The sequence below is a fragment of the Dyella caseinilytica genome (assembly GCF_016865235.1).
Taxonomy (GTDB): Bacteria; Pseudomonadota; Gammaproteobacteria; order Xanthomonadales; family Rhodanobacteraceae; genus Dyella_B; species Dyella_B caseinilytica.
The window spans coordinates 297217-315486 of the sequence record NZ_CP064030.1 but is presented as its reverse complement, the minus strand read 5'-3'; the positions used below and the strand labels follow the sequence as shown (position 1 = coordinate 315486).

Annotated in this window: 14 protein-coding genes; 5 read left to right on the top strand and 9 right to left on the bottom strand. The window is 60.4% G+C overall.

Annotated features, from left to right (window positions below; translation table 11 throughout):
* The first annotated feature begins 64 nt into the window (after window positions 1–64).
* The 5 genes from rpsU (at window position 65) to ISN74_RS01335 (ending at window position 3655) form a co-directional block, all read left to right on the top strand.
* Complete coding sequence (gene rpsU, locus ISN74_RS01355; RefSeq protein WP_115477777.1) at window positions 65–280, top strand: 30S ribosomal protein S21; 216 nt, start codon at window positions 65–67, stop codon at window positions 278–280.
* Window positions 281–457: 177 nt separating this feature from the next.
* The gene (locus ISN74_RS01350; protein WP_188796645.1) at window positions 458–904 is read left to right on the top strand and encodes a GatB/YqeY domain-containing protein; all 447 of its coding nucleotides are present in this window, start codon (window positions 458–460) and stop codon (window positions 902–904) included.
* Window positions 905–1021: 117 nt separating this feature from the next.
* Window positions 1022–1192 (top strand): DUF1328 domain-containing protein, encoded by a 171-nt coding sequence (locus ISN74_RS01345; RefSeq protein ID WP_188799441.1) that lies wholly within the window; start codon window positions 1022–1024, stop codon window positions 1190–1192.
* Between the two features lie 65 nt (window positions 1193–1257).
* Window positions 1258–2991, top strand: a complete 1734-nt coding sequence (gene dnaG, locus ISN74_RS01340) for a DNA primase (protein WP_188796643.1) — start codon at window positions 1258–1260, stop codon at window positions 2989–2991.
* Between the two features lie 40 nt (window positions 2992–3031).
* A complete protein-coding gene (locus tag ISN74_RS01335) occupies window positions 3032–3655 on the top strand; it encodes a DedA family protein (protein WP_188796642.1) in 624 nt (207 codons plus the stop codon).
* Window positions 3656–3765: 110 nt separating this feature from the next.
* Here the strand turns inward: ISN74_RS01335 and ISN74_RS01330 are convergent, their stop codons facing one another.
* The 9 genes from ISN74_RS01330 to ISN74_RS01290 all read right to left on the bottom strand — a co-directional run bounded on the left by ISN74_RS01330 (window position 3766) and on the right by ISN74_RS01290 (window position 18265).
* Window positions 3766–4560, bottom strand: coding sequence for a bestrophin-like domain (locus tag ISN74_RS01330; protein ID WP_188796639.1), 795 nt, complete (start codon window positions 4558–4560; stop codon window positions 3766–3768).
* Window positions 4561–4727: 167 nt separating this feature from the next.
* Window positions 4728–6245 (bottom strand): efflux transporter outer membrane subunit, encoded by a 1518-nt coding sequence (locus tag ISN74_RS01325; RefSeq protein ID WP_188796637.1) that lies wholly within the window; start codon window positions 6243–6245, stop codon window positions 4728–4730.
* 2 nt (window positions 6246–6247) lie between these two features.
* Window positions 6248–9343 carry an efflux RND transporter permease subunit gene (locus ISN74_RS01320; protein WP_188796635.1) on the bottom strand — a complete coding sequence of 1032 codons (3096 nt, stop codon included), beginning with the start codon at window positions 9341–9343 and terminating at the stop codon, window positions 6248–6250.
* The gene (locus ISN74_RS01315; RefSeq protein WP_188796634.1) at window positions 9336–10463 is read right to left on the bottom strand and encodes an efflux RND transporter periplasmic adaptor subunit; all 1128 of its coding nucleotides are present in this window, start codon (window positions 10461–10463) and stop codon (window positions 9336–9338) included. Before ISN74_RS01315 ends, ISN74_RS01320 begins: the two co-directional genes overlap by 8 nt.
* A 251-nt stretch (window positions 10464–10714) precedes the next feature.
* On the bottom strand, window positions 10715–12379 hold the full coding sequence (locus tag ISN74_RS01310) for a Na/Pi cotransporter family protein (protein WP_188796633.1): 1665 nt from the start codon (window positions 12377–12379) through the stop codon (window positions 10715–10717).
* Window positions 12380–12599: 220 nt separating this feature from the next.
* Window positions 12600–15266 (bottom strand): magnesium-translocating P-type ATPase, encoded by a 2667-nt coding sequence (mgtA, locus tag ISN74_RS01305; RefSeq protein ID WP_188796631.1) that lies wholly within the window; start codon window positions 15264–15266, stop codon window positions 12600–12602.
* A gap of 158 nt (window positions 15267–15424) precedes the next feature.
* A complete protein-coding gene (locus ISN74_RS01300; RefSeq protein WP_188796629.1) occupies window positions 15425–15676 on the bottom strand; it encodes a hypothetical protein in 252 nt (83 codons plus the stop codon).
* A 323-nt stretch (window positions 15677–15999) separates the two neighbouring features.
* The gene (locus tag ISN74_RS01295; RefSeq protein ID WP_203546682.1) at window positions 16000–17421 is read right to left on the bottom strand and encodes an alpha/beta hydrolase family protein; all 1422 of its coding nucleotides are present in this window, start codon (window positions 17419–17421) and stop codon (window positions 16000–16002) included.
* A gap of 118 nt (window positions 17422–17539) precedes the next feature.
* A complete protein-coding gene (locus tag ISN74_RS01290) occupies window positions 17540–18265 on the bottom strand; it encodes a hypothetical protein (protein ID WP_229678929.1) in 726 nt (241 codons plus the stop codon).
* Window positions 18266–18270: the final 5 nt, after the last annotated feature.

Sequence of the window (18270 nt, the reverse complement as noted above, 5' to 3'; positions counted from 1 at the left end):
CGTCTGAGGCTATACTTTGCGGCTCGCCCGGTTCAACGGGTCCGTTTACCTTTCCGGAGTTTCCATGCCCAGCGTAAAAGTCCGCGAGAACGAGCCGTTCGAACTCGCCCTGCGTCGCTTCAAGCGCACCTGTGAAAAGGCCGGCGTGCTCGCCGAGACCCGCAAGCGCGAGTTCTACGAGAAGCCGACCCAGGAGCGCAAGCGCAAGCGCGCTGCTGCCGTGAAGCGTCACCTGCGCCGTCTGTCGCGCGACGTTTCCCGCAAGACCCGCCTGTACTGAGTCGGGTCCGCCCTGGGCGGATCTCAGGTTCGAGCGCGCCTCGCGCCGAACGGTTCTCAAGGGCTGGCAGCCGGGCGCGTTCACCCGCAGCCGCTCCAGTCAGCAGGTACCTGCACTGGCCGACGTTGCCCTGCAACGTCGGCTTTGTGCTTTCCGAAGGTCCGGAGGAGTTTCCCCATGAGCCTCAAGCAACAGCTCACCGACGACATGAAGACCGCCATGCGCGGCGGCGACAAGGATCGTCTGGGCGTAATCCGCCTGATCCTGGCGGCCGTCAAGCAGCGCGAGGTGGACGAGCGCATTCAGCTGGATGACGCCCAGATCCTGGCCGTGCTGGAAAAGATGCTCAAGCAGCGCAAGGATTCGGTCACCCAGTACGCCGCTGCCGGCCGTGAGGATCTGGCGGACGTCGAACGCGCCGAAATGGTCGTCATCGAAGCCTACATGCCAGCCAAGCTCACCGACGCCGAAGTCGAGGCCCTGATCGAGGCTGCTATCGCCGAGACGGGCGCCAGCAGCGCGCGCGATATGGGCAAGGTGGTTGGCGTGGTGAAAGGCAAGGTGGCCGGCCGCGCCGACATGGGCCAGGTCTCGGCTCTCATCAAGGTCAAGCTCGGCGGCTGATCCGCCGACGGAACCTGCATGGCGTCACCGCAACGGGACGCCATGTTCACCGCCCTCCCGTTTGGATAGGCTAGGCGCGACGCATCCGCGCCGTGGTTAACGGGAAAACACATGCACCTGATCAAATGGGCCATCATCTTCGGCCTGGTCTCGCTGATCTCCGGCTGGATGGGTTTCGGCACACTCTCCGGCGTCACCGCCACCATCGCCAAAGTGCTATTCGCCATTTTCGTGGTGATCTTCCTGCTGGTGATCCTCGCCGTTATCGGGCTGATCCATATCTTGTAGCGCCTGTCCGATATCGGCCGCAGGAAACTCGATTCATGCCGCTGTCCGGCTAGACTAACCGGATCATGCGCGGCCGCATCCCTGACACCTTTATCGATGAACTGCTTGCTCGCGTCGACATCGTCGACGTGATCGAGCGACGCGTGCCGTTGAAGAAAGCCGGACGCGAGTGGACGGCCTGCTGCCCGTTCCACAACGAACGCACCCCATCGTTCTACGTCACTCCGGCCAAGCAGTTCTTTCATTGCTTCGGCTGCGGCGCGCATGGCAGTGCGATCAAGTTCCTGATGGATTACGAGCGGCTGGAATTTCCGGACGCTGTTGAGGAACTGGCACAGTCGGTCGGGCTGAAGGTGCCTTACGAAGGCGCACGCGACAACGCGCCACGCGAGGACAAAACCGACCTCTACGCCATGCTCGATGCAGCTACTCACTGGTACGAAGGTGAGCTGCCCAAAAGCGTGGAAGCCAAGGCCTACTGCCTCAAGCGTGGCCTGGATGCCGATACCATCGCGCGCTTCCGCATCGGCTGGGCACCGGCCGGTTTCGACGGCGTGATCCGCAGCCTCGGCACCAGCGAACGTCGCATGCAGTTGCTGACCGAAGCCGGCATGGTCGCCAGCAACGAGCGTGGCAACAAATACGATCGCTTCCGTGAGCGGTTGATGTTTCCGATCCTCGATCGGCGCGGACGCGTCATTGCCTTCGGCGGGCGTGTACTGCAATCGGAGCAAGGTCCGAAATACCTCAACTCACCCGAAACGCCACTCTTCCACAAAGGGCGCGAACTATTCGCGCTGTGGCAGGTTAAGCAAGCCAACAGCAACCTCGCGCGCATCGTGGTGGTGGAAGGCTATATGGACGTGATCGCGCTGCATCAGGCCGGCCTGCCGATTGCGGTAGCCACACTGGGCACGGCGACCACACCCGAACACACTGAAGTGCTGTTCCGCGCCGCACCGGATGTCGTGTTCTGTTTCGACGGCGACCGCGCCGGCCGCGCTGCAGCATGGAAAGCGCTGGAATCGGCCCTGCCCCGCCTGCGCGATGGGCGCCAGGCCTATTTCCTGTTCCTGCCCGAAGGCGAAGATCCGGACACGCTGGTGCGCAAGGAAAGTAAGGAAGGTTTCGAAAAGCGCCTACGCGAGGCAACGCCCTTGTCGGAATACTTTTTCGGCGAGCTCTCACACGATGTCGACACGGGCAGTATCGACGGACGCGCACGCCTGGCCGAACGCGCTCGTCCGCTGATCGCCCGCCTCCCCGATGGCGCGTTTCGCGATCTGATGGCGCAGGAGTTGGAGAAACGCAGCGGCGCACGCGCCGTACTGGAACCCGATCCCGTCGCACGGCGTCCTGTGCAGCGGCCGGTCGCCGTGCAGCGCTCGCTGGTGCGCAGCGCCATTTCCCTGCTGCTGGCACAACCGGGCATTGCCGATCTGGTCGAAAAGCCCTACAGCTTTCTTCGCCTGCAGAAGCCGGGCGTCGAACTGCTGGCCGAGTTGCTGGATACGGCACGCTCACGCCCCGGCATCAACCCGGCGATGCTGGTCGAACACTTTGCCGAGCGCGCCGAATACGCTTCACTGCAAAAGCTGATGGCCGCCACCATCGTGGGCGAGCCGGAAGTCCAGCGCACGGAATTCTTCGATGCGCTGGCGAAAATGGAGCGCGAAGCGCTCACTCAACGTAAAGCCGAATTGATGGCCAAGGAACGAAGCCATCTGACTGAAGAGGAAAAAGCGGAGCTGCGCGATCTGCTTGCCATCCGCATTTCCCCTCAATTGAGTCATCTGTAAAGGATGCCACTCATAATGCGTTTAATGACAAGGAAGGCTCATGGATTTACTTGAACGCCTGATCACGGTGTTCGCGGAGAACGGCTACGCAGCGGTGTTTATTGCCCTGCTGCTGTGCGGTGCGGGCATCCCGCTACCGGAAGACATCACTCTCGTCGCCGGCGGCGTCATCGCCGGACTCGGCTACGCCAATGTGCACACGATGGCTGCCGTAACCATGGTAGGCGTTCTGATCGGCGACGCGGCCATGTTCCTGCTTGGGCATCATTACGGCGAACACATGTTGCAATGGAAGCCGATTGCGTTACTGATGCCGCCACGCCGCTACGCAAAGATGCAGGAGAAATTCGAGCGCTACGGCAATCGACTGATGTTCTTTGCACGCTTTCTGCCTGGCATGCGCACGGCGGTCTATATCACCGCCGGCGCGACACACCGCGTCAGCTTCTGGCGGTTTCTGCTGCTTGATGGTTTCGCGGCGCTGATCAGCGTGCCGTTCTGGGTATACCTGGGTTACTTCGGCGCAAATCGGCGCGAGTGGCTGTTGATGTGGATGCACCGTGGGCAGAGCAGCCTATGGGTGCTAGGCGGCATTGGGCTTGTCGTGTTGCTGGTGTGGTGGTGGCGGCGACGTCAGCGCAAGCTGCAGGTTCAAAGTCGCTGACGAAGTACCGAACCTGTCTCTATTCGTGACGCGCACCATGCCTCGGCGTCCTTCCGGCGAAGGCCGGGATGACGCTGAGGCGGTACTGATATACACAAGCCAGGAGTGCTCTAGTGCGCCGGTTTTTTCACACCAGCCAACTGCATATGCAGCTCCGCGCTAAGACTCTGCAAACTCTGCTGACTCACCTGGATAAATCCACTTGCCGGCGTGTCCAAGTCGGCAATCAGGCTCACTGCAATGGCGACCATCAACACTGGTACGAAGGTAGCGAGCATCGAACGATGCCGCTGACCATAACCCACCACCAGTGACGTCAAGCTCGACAGCAGCGCCAGCAACACCCAGATGTCGATGGGGATGCGATTGAGCACCGCCGCAACCCGCTCACTATCCAGATCGATCACATCGTTCAAGGCCTGAACATAGATCGCCACGATGGGTGTCTGCGTTTGCTGCGCAGCAGCGGTAACACTACTCCACAGCTCATCCTGGATTTGCTTCGAACGCTCGGCTGCGCCTTGCTGCGCGTGCTCGTCGTTATCGTTGCCGAACATGGCGATGCGCGAATCGACGTATTCGCGCAGCAAAGCTGGCGTCGTACTTCGAATCGGTTCGGCTTGCATGGTGGCGCGCAGATAAGCCGTGCCAATGGCATTGGCTTCATCGATCACCAGTTTCTTGCGCTCGTCGAAGCGGCTGACGGCCATCGTCATGGCAAATCCCAGCAGCAGGCTCAGCAGCAACGCGATCTGGTTACGCGTCTCATGGACCTGCTTCTCCCACTCTTTCTCGTCACGATCCTTCGCCAACGCACGTAGGCGAAAGCCGATTTCGTGTATCAATAGCAACACAACGCATGTCGCTATAAAGAGCGCCGCCGGATGATCAAGCAAGTACATCATCGTTCCCTCAGTGTCCTTACATGTTGCTCCCGTCATCTTGCGTAGCGACGGGGTGGGTTGGATGTGTATAGCGTAACCCAACGAACCGGTCCCCTGGCCTCAACACTAGGCAGTGCACCCCCGCCCCAAGCCCTCCCCTGCCGTGCAAGGGAGGGAGCCAAGCACACTCATTTGGAGGCGTTGAATCCGGTCGACGCCGCCACGTCCTGGCGATTCCACCAACCACCACCCACCGCCTGGAACAAGGCAACGCTATCGGCATAACGAGCCTGGCGTGCCTGGATCAAAGTCAGCTCAGCTTGCCGGTAGGTAACCTGGGCATTGAGCAAGGCCACCATACTGATGTCACCCACGGCGTACTGACGCTGCGAGATCTCCAGGCTGCGGGCAGCAGCGCGTTCGGCACGCGAACTGGCAACCAGGGCATCCGCATCCGATTGCGTCGCGTGCAGCGAATCGGCCATGTTCTGCAAAGCAGACATCACCGTACTGCGATACTGCTCCGCCGCCTGCCGATAGGCAGCCTCGGCCGCGCGCTGACGATGCTTGAGCGTGCCGCCATCGAAAATCGGCGCGGTGATTGCAGCACCAAGATTCCAGAAGCTGGTGCCGTGACCGAACAAATCGTGCATCTGATCGGCCGCGCTGCCACCGTTGGCCGAGATACTGATATTTGGCAAGCGTGCCGCAAAGGCCACGCCGACTTGCGCGCAGGCCGCATGCAGATTTGCTTCGGCCATGCGCACATCCGGCCGCTGTTCCACCAAGCGAGCTGGGAGGCTCATCGGCAGATCCTCGGGCAGTTGCAGGCCTTCCAACTCAAACTTCGCCTGTATGTCCTGATCCGGCGTACGCCCGCTCAGCACAGCCAGCAAGTCACGCTGTTGCGCAAGTTGCTTTTGCAGCGGTGGCAAGGTGGCGCGCGTCTGCTCCAGCGTGGCGACCTGTGCGGCAATATCCACATCGCCCATATCACCCAGTGCCAACTGCTTGCGATTGGCATCGAGGATCTTCTGCTGACTGTCGATCATGTCCTGTGTGGCGACGATCTGCGCGCGCAATGCCGCTTCGGTCACTGCCGCGTTCACCACGTTGGTGGTAAGCGTGAGGTAGGTCGCTTCCAGCTGGAAACGTTGCGCATCGGCTTGCGCCACCAGCGACTCCACGGAACGGCGATTCGCACCCCACAGGTCCGGTGTGTAGGAAACGCTCAACTGCGCCGTGGTCAGGTTATACAACGTGGCATTGGATACCACGCCGCTGGCGATTACCGAGCCGGTCTTCTGACGGGTGGGATCCACGCTGGCGGTCACCTGCGGGAAGAACTGGCCCTGCTGCGCGCGCACGTTCTCCATCGCCGAACGCAAGGCTTCCTGTGCGGCGGCCACATCAGGGTTGTGCTTGATCGAGTCGTCAATCAACGCATTCAGCGGCTCGGAATGGAACAGCGTCCACCATTGGCCAGGAATATCCATACCACGCACAAACTGCTGGGCGCCCCCATCAGGTCCTGCGGTGGATGCAGTAGACGCAGGCGTGCCGTTCGGCGCGTAATCCTGGCTGGCCGGCGCTGCGGGCCGGTGGAAATCCGGGCCGACCGCGCAAGCGCCAAGTGCGAGCGCGATGCCGAGCGTCAGCAGGCGGCAACTGGTGCGCTTGAATGCGAATATCTGGATAGCGTACATGGTCAGATCTCCTCACCCGTCGGTGCAACGCCCCAACGTTTCTGGATGAAGTTCTCCATCGCGTAGTACAGCGCAGGCAGGATGAACAGAGTCAGCAGCGTGGCGATCGGCAAACCGCCCACCACCACCGTTGCCAAACCGCGCTGCACATCCGTACCGACACCGGTCGCCATGGCTGCCGGCAACATGCCGATGCTGGCCACGGTGGCGGTCATCAACACCGGACGGAATCGTTCGGTGGCACCGACCAGCACGGCTTCGTTGAGCGACAAACCTTCTTCTTTTCGCATGCGATTGATGTTCGACACCATGATGATGCCGTTCTGTACCGCGACGCCGAACAAGGCAATGAAACCGACGGCCGTGGCGATATTCAGCGTGTCGCCGCGCACGTGCAATGCGATCAGGCCACCCACCGTCGCCAACGGCACCACACCAAGCACCAGCACGGCCTGATGGAATTTGCCGAATTCGAAGAACAGGAACACCAACATGATCGCCATGACCATGCCCATGACCACGATCAAACGATCCTGCGCACGCTGTGCGTTCTGGAAGTTGCCGGCCCATTCCAGCTGATATTTCTGCTTGTCGAAATGCACCTTCTTATCGATTTGCGACTGCGCGTCGGCCAGGTATTCGGACAATGCGCGATCACTGTTATCGATGCGGATGGTCAACTCGCGCTTGCCATGTTCGTGCGCGATGGTACTTTCCCCCATGGCCAGTTTGATATCCGCCACTTCCTTAAGCGGAATCTGTGCACCGCTGGTGGTCGTCAACGGCAGCTCGCCCACCGCCTGCAGGCTGTTGGCCACGTCGTTGGAAACGCGTGCCGTGACGTTGTAGATGCGATCGGCCACATACACCTGGGTGATCGGCGCGCCGCCGATGGCGGTCTGGATCAGGTTGGTGATATCGCTGATGTTGACGCCGTAACGCGCAGCGGCGTCACGGTTCGCCGTAATCGACAACTGAGGAATCGGTGGCTCCTGGAAAATCGACGCATCGGCGGTGCCTTGAATGCCATGCAGCACGTCGACGATCTCGCTGCCGATACGGCGCATCTCGTGGAAGTCATCGCCATAGATGCGCAATACCAACGGGGCATGCGCACCGCCGATCATGTCGTTCTCGCCATCGATGATCGGCTGGCTGATGCCTACCGTGATGCCAGGAATCTGTTGCAGGCGTGCGTTGAACTTATGCAGGAACTCCGCCTTGGTCTCGCCATGCCACTCGCTATAGGGCGTAAGGCCCACCGCCGATTCCACATGCGACGGCGTCCAAGGATCGGTACCCGTATCGTTGCGACCCATCTGCGTCACGATGTACGACACCTCCGGGAACTCGCGGACTACTTTGCGCAGCTCCGCCGTCATCTGGCTGGCTTTATCCAGTGACAGACCCGTGGGCATTTGCACTTGCAGCCACAGCGCACCTTCGTCCAGATCGGGCAGGAATTCGCGGCCGATGGTCGCACCCAGTACGAGCACGCATAGAAACGCTGCGATGGTAGTCGTATAGACGATCGGCAGCCTATGTATCAGCCTTCCCAACGTATGCGTGTACCAAGCCCGCAGCTTCTCAAGCGGCTTGTTGTGGAAGATCTTGCGCGGCTTGCGAAGGGCGAGATAAGCCAGCGCCGGTGTCAACGTCACAGTGCAAAGCAACGCTGCAAGCAATGCGTAGCCGACGGTGAACGCCATCGGGCGGAATAGTTTGCCCTCGGCGTGCTCGAAGGCGAACAGCGGCGCATAAGCGGTAACAATGATCAGGGTGGCGAAGAAGATCGAGCGGCCGACATGCCCCGTCACCGTCATTACGTCTTCTTCGGTCAGCACTTCGGTGGGTTTTTGCTCACGCTTGTGCAGAATCGCCTCGGTGATCACGATCGCACCGTCCACGATCACGCCGAAGTCGATCGCACCCAGCGAGAACAGATTCGCCGACATGTGCGTGAACTGCATCAGGATGAACACCGTCACCAGCGACATGGGAATCGCCACGGCGGCCACCATCGCAGAACGCGGACTGCCGAGGAACAGAATCAGCACGATGCAGACCAGGCCGATGCCTTCCATCACGGTGTGGAAGACTTTTTCCTTCGTCGCGTTGACCAAGTTGTCGCGATCGATGTACGGAACGATGTAAACGTCCTGCGGGTTAAGTTGCTTGCTTAGCTCGGCAACTTTGGCATGAATGCCCTCGAGCACCTTGGAAGCATTTTCATACTTCAGCAAGTCACAGATGCCTTCGATCGTATCGGGGTTATTGTCCTTGCCCAGGATGCCCTCACGCACCTGATGGCCATAACGCAGCTTGCCCAGGTCTTTCACCAGCACCGGCACGCCGTTGTTTTGCGTCACCACGATATCGCCCAGGTCCTTCAGCGAATGCACCATGCCGATGCCGCGCACAATGTACGACTGCTCGCCGCGCGTGATGCGCCCGCCACCTGCATTGGAGGTATTGGCGGAGATCGCTGCGGTAACCTGGTTGACGCTGACGCCGTAGTGCAGCAGTTGCTGCGGATCCAATTCCAGCTGGAATTCCTTGGTGAAGCCGCCGAAGTTGTCGACGTTGATCACGCCTGGCACCTGATTCAGTGCCGGAATCACGACCCAGTTCTGGATCTCCGATAGCTCCATCAGGTTCTTGCTTTTCGATTCCAGCGTGTAGCGATAGATCTCGCCGGCCGGACCCGTCACCGGATCGAGCCCGGGCGTGATGCCCGTCGGCAGCGTCACCTGGCTGATGCGTTCCATCACGCGCTGACGTTCCCAATAGTCGTCCGAGCCGTCTTTGAATACCAGGGTGATCAGCGACAGACCGAAGGTACTGCTCGAACGCATGCTGACCAGACCCTGCGTATCGGCCAAGCCACGCTCGAGCGGCGTCGTGATCTCCTGTTCGATCTCCTCAGCGGCCAAACCCGGCACCTGCGTGGTGACCTGCGCGGTTACGTCGGTCAGTTCCGGATACGCTTCAATCGCCAGCTGGGTCCATGAGTAGTAACCGAAGCAGATGACGAGAATCGTCACCACGATGAATAGCGTTCGCTTTTCAAAGCAGAAGCGGAAGAGCTGATTAATCATTGAGCAGCACTCCGCCCCGGACGATCACGCGATCACCCGCCTTCAACCCCTTCAGTACGCGAGTGCCGTCGTTTTCGTCATAACTCAGGTCCACGGTGCGGCGCTCAAACGTCCATGGCGACACCTCGACGAATACCGTAATGCTGTCGTTGTTCATCAGTAGCGCCGACTGCGGCACGAACACTTCGTCCGGCTGCGGAGTGTCGATGCTGACATTGGCGTACATGTTGGGCTTCAGGCGCGCATCCGGATTGGCGAATACGGCACGCACCAGGTCGCGGCGCGTATCGGGTTGAATCACCGGATTGACGAAGGTCACCTTGCCGTGAAATACCTCGTTCGGATAAGCCGTCAACACCGCGCTCATCTTTTCGCCCTTGGTGACTTGGGCAACATCGCTCTCCGGCACGTTCGAGGTGATCCATACCGAACTGAGGTCCGAGATGGTCATCATGGAAGCGGTCGGATCGTTGACATACGTGCCCGGCGCTACCGTCAATGCCGTGATGTAGCCGGTGGCCGGCGCCGTGATCTGCATTGGACGCGTGGCTTCGGCACCCTGCGTGCCACCGACTGCCGGCAGGCGCGTCTGCGCACGATTGAACTCGTAAAGTGCCTGGTTGTAGCCGCTCTGCGCGGCTTCCAGATCCTTCACCGCATTGCCGCCGGCGGCCTTCACGGCACGGGCACGGTCGAGCGTCTTCTTGGCGAGATCGAGCGCGTCCTTGGCCTTGTAGACGTCCGCATAGGCCTGGGCCAGATCGCCCGAATCGATCACCGCCAGCAGCTGACCGCGGGTCACGTGATCACCCAGCCCCACCTTCAATTCCATCACCTTGCCAGTCAGCGGCGGTAACACGTTAGCGGTGCGCGTCGGATCGGCTTCTACATTGGCGGGGAAAATCTTGGCGTGGGGCGCCTGGTGCATCTCTACCGGTTGCACCACCAGCTCTTTGCGCAGCGGCGAGCCATCGGGGACTTTGTAAACACCATGATCAGCGGTGAAGGCGGGAGGCGGCGTGCCGGTTTCGTCTCCTCCGTGCGAGCAGGCGGCCATGCTCAATGCGACGGCAATCGCTACGGACAGACGTGACCCATTTTTGATCAGCTGATGAAACATAAAAATTTTCCCTTCGGCTTGGCGCTCGAATGCGTTCCCCACGACCACGAGGCCACAGAGCTGTTGCAATACGGTGAAGGGAGGCCTTCCAGTGCATGAAATGACTGTTAGGCATATCCCCGGACCGCGGTTTGGCCGCCCAAAACCACCGCATCCGGGCAGGCTCCTGATGGAGCACACGGGACCGCAGGGTCAGGGTCAATAAGGCGGGCTAATACTGGGTGGTTCGGCTTGCGTGTGACTGTCCAATTTCAGACTTTTCCCTCTACAAGGGTGTTGGCATGAGGTTGTACCAGCCGGCCCTGCAGCAGACCGGCCCGCTCCAGCGGCAGATACGCGATCGCAGCAAGGTGCGAATGAATCCGGCGCAGATCGCGCAAAATGCGCAGATACACGTCGCCGCCACCACCGTCACGCTGCTGGCGCAGGTCGCGCACATGTCGGTCAGATGCGTCGTTTTCGAGACGCCATAGCAATTCCTTGCGCTCCATCAGATGCTGCGCCGCGCGCAGGTCACCACGCATGAAAACCGCAATGGCCAGACGTAGGCTCTCCATCAACTGGCTGTGCATGGCCGCAAGATCCTGGATGTCATCTGCCGAAAAATCCTGTCCGCGTTCGGCCTTCTTGGCGGCAAATTCCATCAGGTTGTTCGCAGTGATATCACCGATGTGCTCGATGTTGATCACGAACGCATGAATTTCCTGGCTGCGCTCACCATCCTCTTCATTCAATGCTTCGCCGACGAGATCGGCCAGGTATTGGCGAATGGCGACGCCGAGGCGATCGAGGAACGGATCCATCTTGCTGATGGCGGCTGCGCGCGAGGTGTCGTCTTTGCCGAAAATCTCGACCAGACCCTTCAACATACCTTCGACCATATCGGCCATGCGCATCGATTCGCGGGTGGCATTCACCAGCGCCACACCGGCGCTTTCCAGCGCAGCCTCATCGAGGTAAAGAGGCAGGCCCTGATCAGCAGGACGCGGCGGCTCGGGCAGCAGACGCACCAGCAGCTGCGCCAGCTTCTGGATCGGGAAAATGAAGATGATGGCCAACACAAGGTTGAACGCGGTGTGGAAATTCACCGCAATGCGCGCCGGCGAATCACCCAGTGCTGCCAGCCAATGCGCCAGAGGGTGCAGCAAAGGCAGACAGATGACGCAGCCAAACGCGCGCACCAGCAAATTGCCCAACGGCAGACGACGTGCGACCGGGGTATGCGCTTCCAGCAAAGCCGGCAGCGTACCGCCCAGATTCGCACCGAGTACCAGCGCCAGTGCGCCGGGTGCATCGATCACACCACCCGTCGCCAGTGACACGATCAACAACACCACTGCCACGCTGGAATGGCACAGCCAGGTCAATGCCGCAGCGACCAGCATGGCGATGACCGGCTCGCCCGCCAATGCCTGCATGCCTTCCTTCAGCAACTGCGCGTTTTCCATCGGCGCCATGGTCAGCACCAGCAGGTGCAGCGACAACAGCATCAGCCCGAGACCGATGCCGACGCGACCGAGGTTTTCGTAGCGCACATCGTCGCTACGCCGATGCAAAGCGGTGCCGAACAGGATCAGCACCGGCGCAATCAGCGCGATGTTGAACGACATCACCTGCACGATCAGCGTGGTACCGACATTCGCGCCCAGCATCACGGTCAAACCCGGCGCAAGGCCGAGAAAGCCGTTGGCGGCAAAAGACGTTGCCATCATGCCGGTCGCGGTACTGCTCTGCAGCAACGCCGTGATGCACACGCCAAACATAAATGCAGCCGGGCGACGGCCGAGGAAACGGCCCAGCGAACGACGCAATGCGCTTCCGTAGCCACGCAGCACGCCGCTGGTGACCATATGCGTACCCCACAGCAGCAGGGCGACGTAGCCGGCGATGTCGAATAAAGCGAACGTGCCTTTCATCTCGGCAACTCCAAAAAAACAAATGCTTTCTACGCCTGCTCTTATTTTCATTAGGCAGGACAACACTTACATCTTCCCTCTTCCGGAAAGAAAGCGGCACGGGGCACGTTAACGGACAAACCGTCATTTGGCATACCAGCCGGCATGCCGCTGCCCTTCATCCCTCCCTCCTTCCCGATGAAGGAGGGATATGACTTATTCGATCAGCCGCGACGCCAGCTCAGAGCCAGTGCCCGTAACGGCGGATATAAACCAGCTTCGCCACCTGCGTCAGCATGCAGTAAGCGATCACGGTCGCGGCCAGCCAGCCGAAGTATGCGCCGGGCAGATGCACCATGCCGATCTTGGTGCCCACCGCCGTGAACGGAATGAACATGCCGATCACGATGATCGCCGTGGTAAGGCCCAGCACCGGCGCCGCCGCCACGCTCTGCAAGAACGGGATCTTGCGCGTGCGGATCATGTGTACCACCAGGGTCTGGGTCAGCAGGCTCTCGATGAACCAGCCGGACTGGAACAGCGACTGATGATCCGGGCCATTCGCGCCGAACACGTACCACAGCAAAGCGAAGGTGGTGATATCGAACACCGAGCTGGTCGGCCCGATCCACACCATGAAACGGCCAATGTCGCTGGCATTCCACTTGCGCGGCTTGCGCAGGTATTCCTCATCCATGCGGTCGAATGGAATCGACAACTGCGAGATGTCGTAGAGCAAGTTCAACACCAGCACCTGCAGCGGCAGCATCGGCAGGAACGGCAGGAAGAAGCTGGCGATCACCATGCTGAACACGTTGCCGAAGTTCGAGCTGGCCGTCATCTTGATGTACTTGATGATGTTGCCGAAGGTGAGGCGCCCTTCAAGCACGCCTTCTTCCAGCACCATCAGGTTCTTTTCCAGCAGGATGATGTCGGCCGATTCCTTGGCGATATCGGTAGCGGTATCCACCGAAATCCCGACATCGGCTTCGCGCAGCGCCGGTGCATCGTTGATGCCGTCGCCGAGGAAGCCAACGGTATGACCCTGACGCTGCAGCGACTTCACCACGCGCGCCTTCTGCAGCGGCGACATCTTGGCGAACACGGTGGTGCGCTTGACCAGCTCGTCGAGCGCCGTGTCATCCAGCGGCTCGATATCGCGGCCCTGTGCAGAGTGCTCCACGTCCAGGCCCACCTCACGGCAGATCTTGCGCGTCACCGCTTCGTTGTCGCCGGTGATCACCTTCACTTCGACGCCGTGGTGATGCAGCGCGGCGATCGCGGTGGCTGCCGTGTCCTTCGGCGGATCGAGGAAGGCCAAACAACCTACCGCGGTCAAACCGGCTTCATCGGCCACACCATAAGCGCGGTTGTGCGGCTCCTCCTGCTTGATCGCCACCACCAGCACGCGCAGGCCGTCTTCGTTGAGGTGACGCGTCATCGCCTTGATTTCGCGACGGCGCTCGTCGGTCATCGGCACGATCTCGTCGCCACGGCGCTCGGTGGCACAGATGGAGAGCATTTCCTCCACCGCGCCCTTGCACACCAGCAGGTCATGACCGTCGCCATTGCCCAGCACCACCGACATGCGCCGACGCTGGAAATCGAACGGAATTTCGTCCACCACGCGGTAGCGCGCGACGATCGGTTCGAGATCGCGATGCGCCAGCACAGCCTTGTCCATCAGGTTCTTCAGGCCAGTCTGGAAGTGACTGTTGAGGTAACCGTATTCCAGCGCGTCTTCCGAATCTTCACCATCCAGATCGAGATGGCGTTCCAGCACGATTTTGTCGAGCGTGAGCGTGCCGGTCTTGTCCGTGCACAGCACGTCCATCGCGCCGAAATTCTGGATCGCGTTGAGGCGCTTCACCACCACCTTGCGCTTGGACATCGCCATCGCGCCCTTGGCCAGGTTGGCGGTGACGATCAACGGCAACATCTCCGGGGTCAGACCTACCGCCACCGACAGCGCGAACATCAGCGCATCGAGGAAGCCGTGCTTGTACCACTGGATGCCCAGCACAATCGGCACCATCACCAGCATGAAGCGGATCAACAGCCAGCTCACGCTGCTGACACCGCGATCGAAACTGGTCTGCACGCGCTCGCCCACGATGCTGCGCGCCAGCGAACCCAGGTAGGTGCGCGAACCGGTCGCCGCTGCCACCGCCGTCGCCGTGCCGCTCACCACGTTGGTGCCCATGTAGCAGATGGTGGGCAGATCCAGCGGATTGCCCTGCTGCACGCCCTGAGCACCGCCTTCGACCACGTGTGCCTGCGCCGGGCCGGCCTTTTCCACCGGCAGCGATTCACCGGTGAGGATGGCTTGGCTGATGAACAGGTCCTTCGCAGTCAGCAGACGCAGGTCGGCGGGCACCATGTCCCCCGCAGCCAGATGCACGATGTCGCCCACCACCAACTCACCCACCGGTACTTCGATGCGCTCGCTATGGCCATCCGAAGCGCGGCGCGTGACGGTGGCAGTGTTGCGCACCATCGCCTTCAGCTTCTCTGCCGCCTGCGAGGAGCGGTACTCCTGGGTGAAGCTGAGCAGTACGCTGATGCCCACCATCACCCCGATGATGATTGGGCCCGACAGATCATCCGGCGTCAGGAAGATCTGCACCACCGCCAAGATCAGCAGCACGATGATGAACGGGTTCTTGAACGCGCGCAGCAACTGGACCGTCCAGTGTGGCGGCTTCTCGTGCGAAACCTCGTTTACACCATCGCGCGACAGGCGCTCGGTGATCTGTTCTTCATTGAGGCCAGCCAGGCTGGTGTCCAGGCTGATCAGCAGGGCCTCGTTCTCCTTGAACGCATCCTGCGCCGCAGCCACGCGCGGAGGAGCCGCGGCGGTTTTAGCAGCAGCCTTGGCCATCACAGCCTGGGAGGATTGCTTCATCATGTCTCGCTTCCGTGGAAAGGTGTCGCATGCGGTTCGGAGGCGAGCGTCTGGAACGACTTGCTTCCGCTATCGCAACCCGCGCACGGGGTCACACCACCCGAGCCGGATTGCCACCGGCCAGGGAGGGGGCCACCCCTTGCGCAGTTCGCAATGGCGCATCAGTGGCTAGATACCAGATGAAGATGACGGGACGTACGCAGAGCATCCACCTGATGCTCATGCCAACGGGACAGCGGACGGCCCTGGGCGGCCTCGATCTGCCAATGCATATCGATCGGCGCGCGCTCGACCGGCTTATTCAGCGGCTGGGGAACGGTCACGGTCAGGGGAACACGCACGGCCTCACGGCGGCCGGTCAGGGGAAAACGACCCGCGGTGCGCAGACGAAAGAAATCGCGAAGGAGCTTCATTGGCCCATCTCCTTTAAAACGGTGCTCACGGCACCGTTAGGAGCGGGCCGGACTTCCCTAGTCGAGGAAAGCGCCGGCCAACCGCTGGCGGTTGCCGCGAACGATCAGCTTGTTATGCAATGCCGGCACCCGATGCTCGCGGATGTCGACGTTGCGACTAGGGTAAACGTCCATATGCCTTGGTTAGTTCGGACAGAGGCCCGGCCAGCCACAAGATGCGCCGGTGGGCGCGGCAATTGTCGTGCTGCGATGCAGAACTGTCAACCCTTGGTCACAAACTTTTTGCGGAGCCAATCACCCCGTTCAACCCGCCTTGATTGAGCCTAGTGTTGCCAAACCACGTCACGGTCCACGGCGTAAAGGCGGCAACCTTGGTGCTTTGCGTTGCATCTGGCCAGGGCATTGGCCACTGGATCGGCCCCCAGCGACGCGGCATCCCATCCGCCATCGGCAGAGACAACGAAAGCACGCGGCAGATGCATGGCCAAGAAAGCCTCATACCCGGCGCGCCCTCGCGCATCGAGATAGGGCACAGCGCTCTCATCTGTAAGCGCCGCAAAATGAGACGGGGGCGGAACCGGTGTCGGCCGCGTCCACACCACGTCGTTATCCACTGCGTAGAGCTGGCAGTTCGGGCTGCGCTCACTGCAACGTTCCAGCGCCCGCGCGGCCGGATCAAACCCGCCAAACTCATCGTCAGCACTTCGGGTGCCGATAGCCAGGGCTCTCGGCAATGGTTTGGCGAGGAACCTCTGATAGAAGGCTGCAGCCTGGTCTTCATGCACACCCAGATAGGGGAGTGCCTGCACATCATCCAAGGCCGCGTAATGGCTGGGCGGCGGTGCCGGCGTGGGCAGATATTCCGGGTGCAAAAGTTTGTTGGGCAAATTCACTTTCGCCAGAAAGGCATCCAACTTTGGCACCCAAAGACTCAGCCCCGCGCCGGAGCCGAGCAGATTGTGCGAGTTGCTTTCGAAATTCCCGTACGCAACAAGTTCGCCGGGTGCGCCTTCTGCGGTGTAATGGTCAAACATCGCATGCCACACGGGCGTTGCGAACAGTGCGTCGTTATCGCCGAAAAACCATATCGATGGCGTGGAGGTGCGCGAGCCCAGTGCGCCGGCAGCCTTTATCAATGCATCGTCCGGATCGTTGCAATCGGACGCTTTCATGCCACCGGCAAAGCTGACCAGGCCCTTGACTCCCGGCTCGTCCAAAGTTCCAAATGCCAACGTGTTCCAGCCTCCAAAACTCTGACCCGCGACCACAATTTGTGAGCCGTCGATATACGGCTGTTGCTTGAGGTATCCGATCACCGCACGGATGTCTTTGGCAGCCTCAAGACCCATTGCCGCATCGTCACAACCATGTGCATGCAGATGCCCACCCGACCCGGCGTAACCGCGCATCATCGGCAAAGCCACCGCGTAGCCACGCGAAAGAAAATAATAGGCCGAGAACGTGAGGTGATAGCGAGGCTGCTCGGCAGGCGGCATGTCCGATGTAGAACCGTGATTCATCACGGCCAGCGGGAAAGGACCCGGGCCATCCGGTGTATAGACCGTCATCACCAGCGTCACCGGATCGCCAGGATCACTGGCCACATGAAGTATCCGTTCGTGCAGCAGCGCTGCGTCGGGAGCTTTGGAAGCATCAGTGGCGTCGTCATCGGCGATCGCGATATTCGCCACCGCCAGCAAAAGCATCACAGCCGCCACCATGGGCACTTTATTCGCACGCAGCATTTGCACGTTCCTAAGAAAGGAATCTTCCTTACAGCCGCGCAAATGTCATAGGTATGAGGAAAATCGCGCAGTCTTTTCCGTCAGACGATCAAGTGCCTTGCATCAAAAGCGCTTTTTGTCAGTTCGCAACCTTGGAGGACACCAACTCCTCCGAGAAACGCTGCGATCGCACGCCATTGCTGCTGTAGTACTCCTCGACTGACTTCACGAAGCGCTTCTGTGAGGGCACATACCAGAATGCATCGTACAATCGACCGCTGAAGGTACGCGGCGTGACACGCTGAGTCTGCGTCACTGTCGTCACACCGTTCGCGTTCACCAGCGCACGACTCCCCGCAGCAACCGCGGGAGCCATCACCGCTGTCCACTGGCCATCACATTCAACCTTGATGGCCTTAAAGCTGCCCGCGGCAACCTGCACGTCTTCCCAGCCCGTCACGACATAATCGCAATGCAGGGTTTCGCTTGAATGCCGCTGATTGGGATTGAGTTCGGTGTACTCGACCGTCCATTTCTTGCCGGGTTTCAGCGGAAAATTGAAGGGACGGTTGACGACTTCCTGCTTGCCATTGATATCGCGCGACCGGCTCCAATCCAAGCCGGTGATTCTCTCAATCGGCGGCTGGTTAGAACCTTCCTCTTTGGTCGCAATCAACATGCCATCGCTTTGAATGCGCTCGACGGTTATGTCTTGATTTTTATGCACCCAGCCTTGCGTGCCTTGCTCGATGGTATCGGCGACCACCCAACTGTCACCTGCCTTCAAATCCGGCGCTTCAACCGATTGCGCATACGCAGAAAAGCAGCACAGTCCAAGTGCTGCGCCCAATAGCCTTGCGTACATAATCA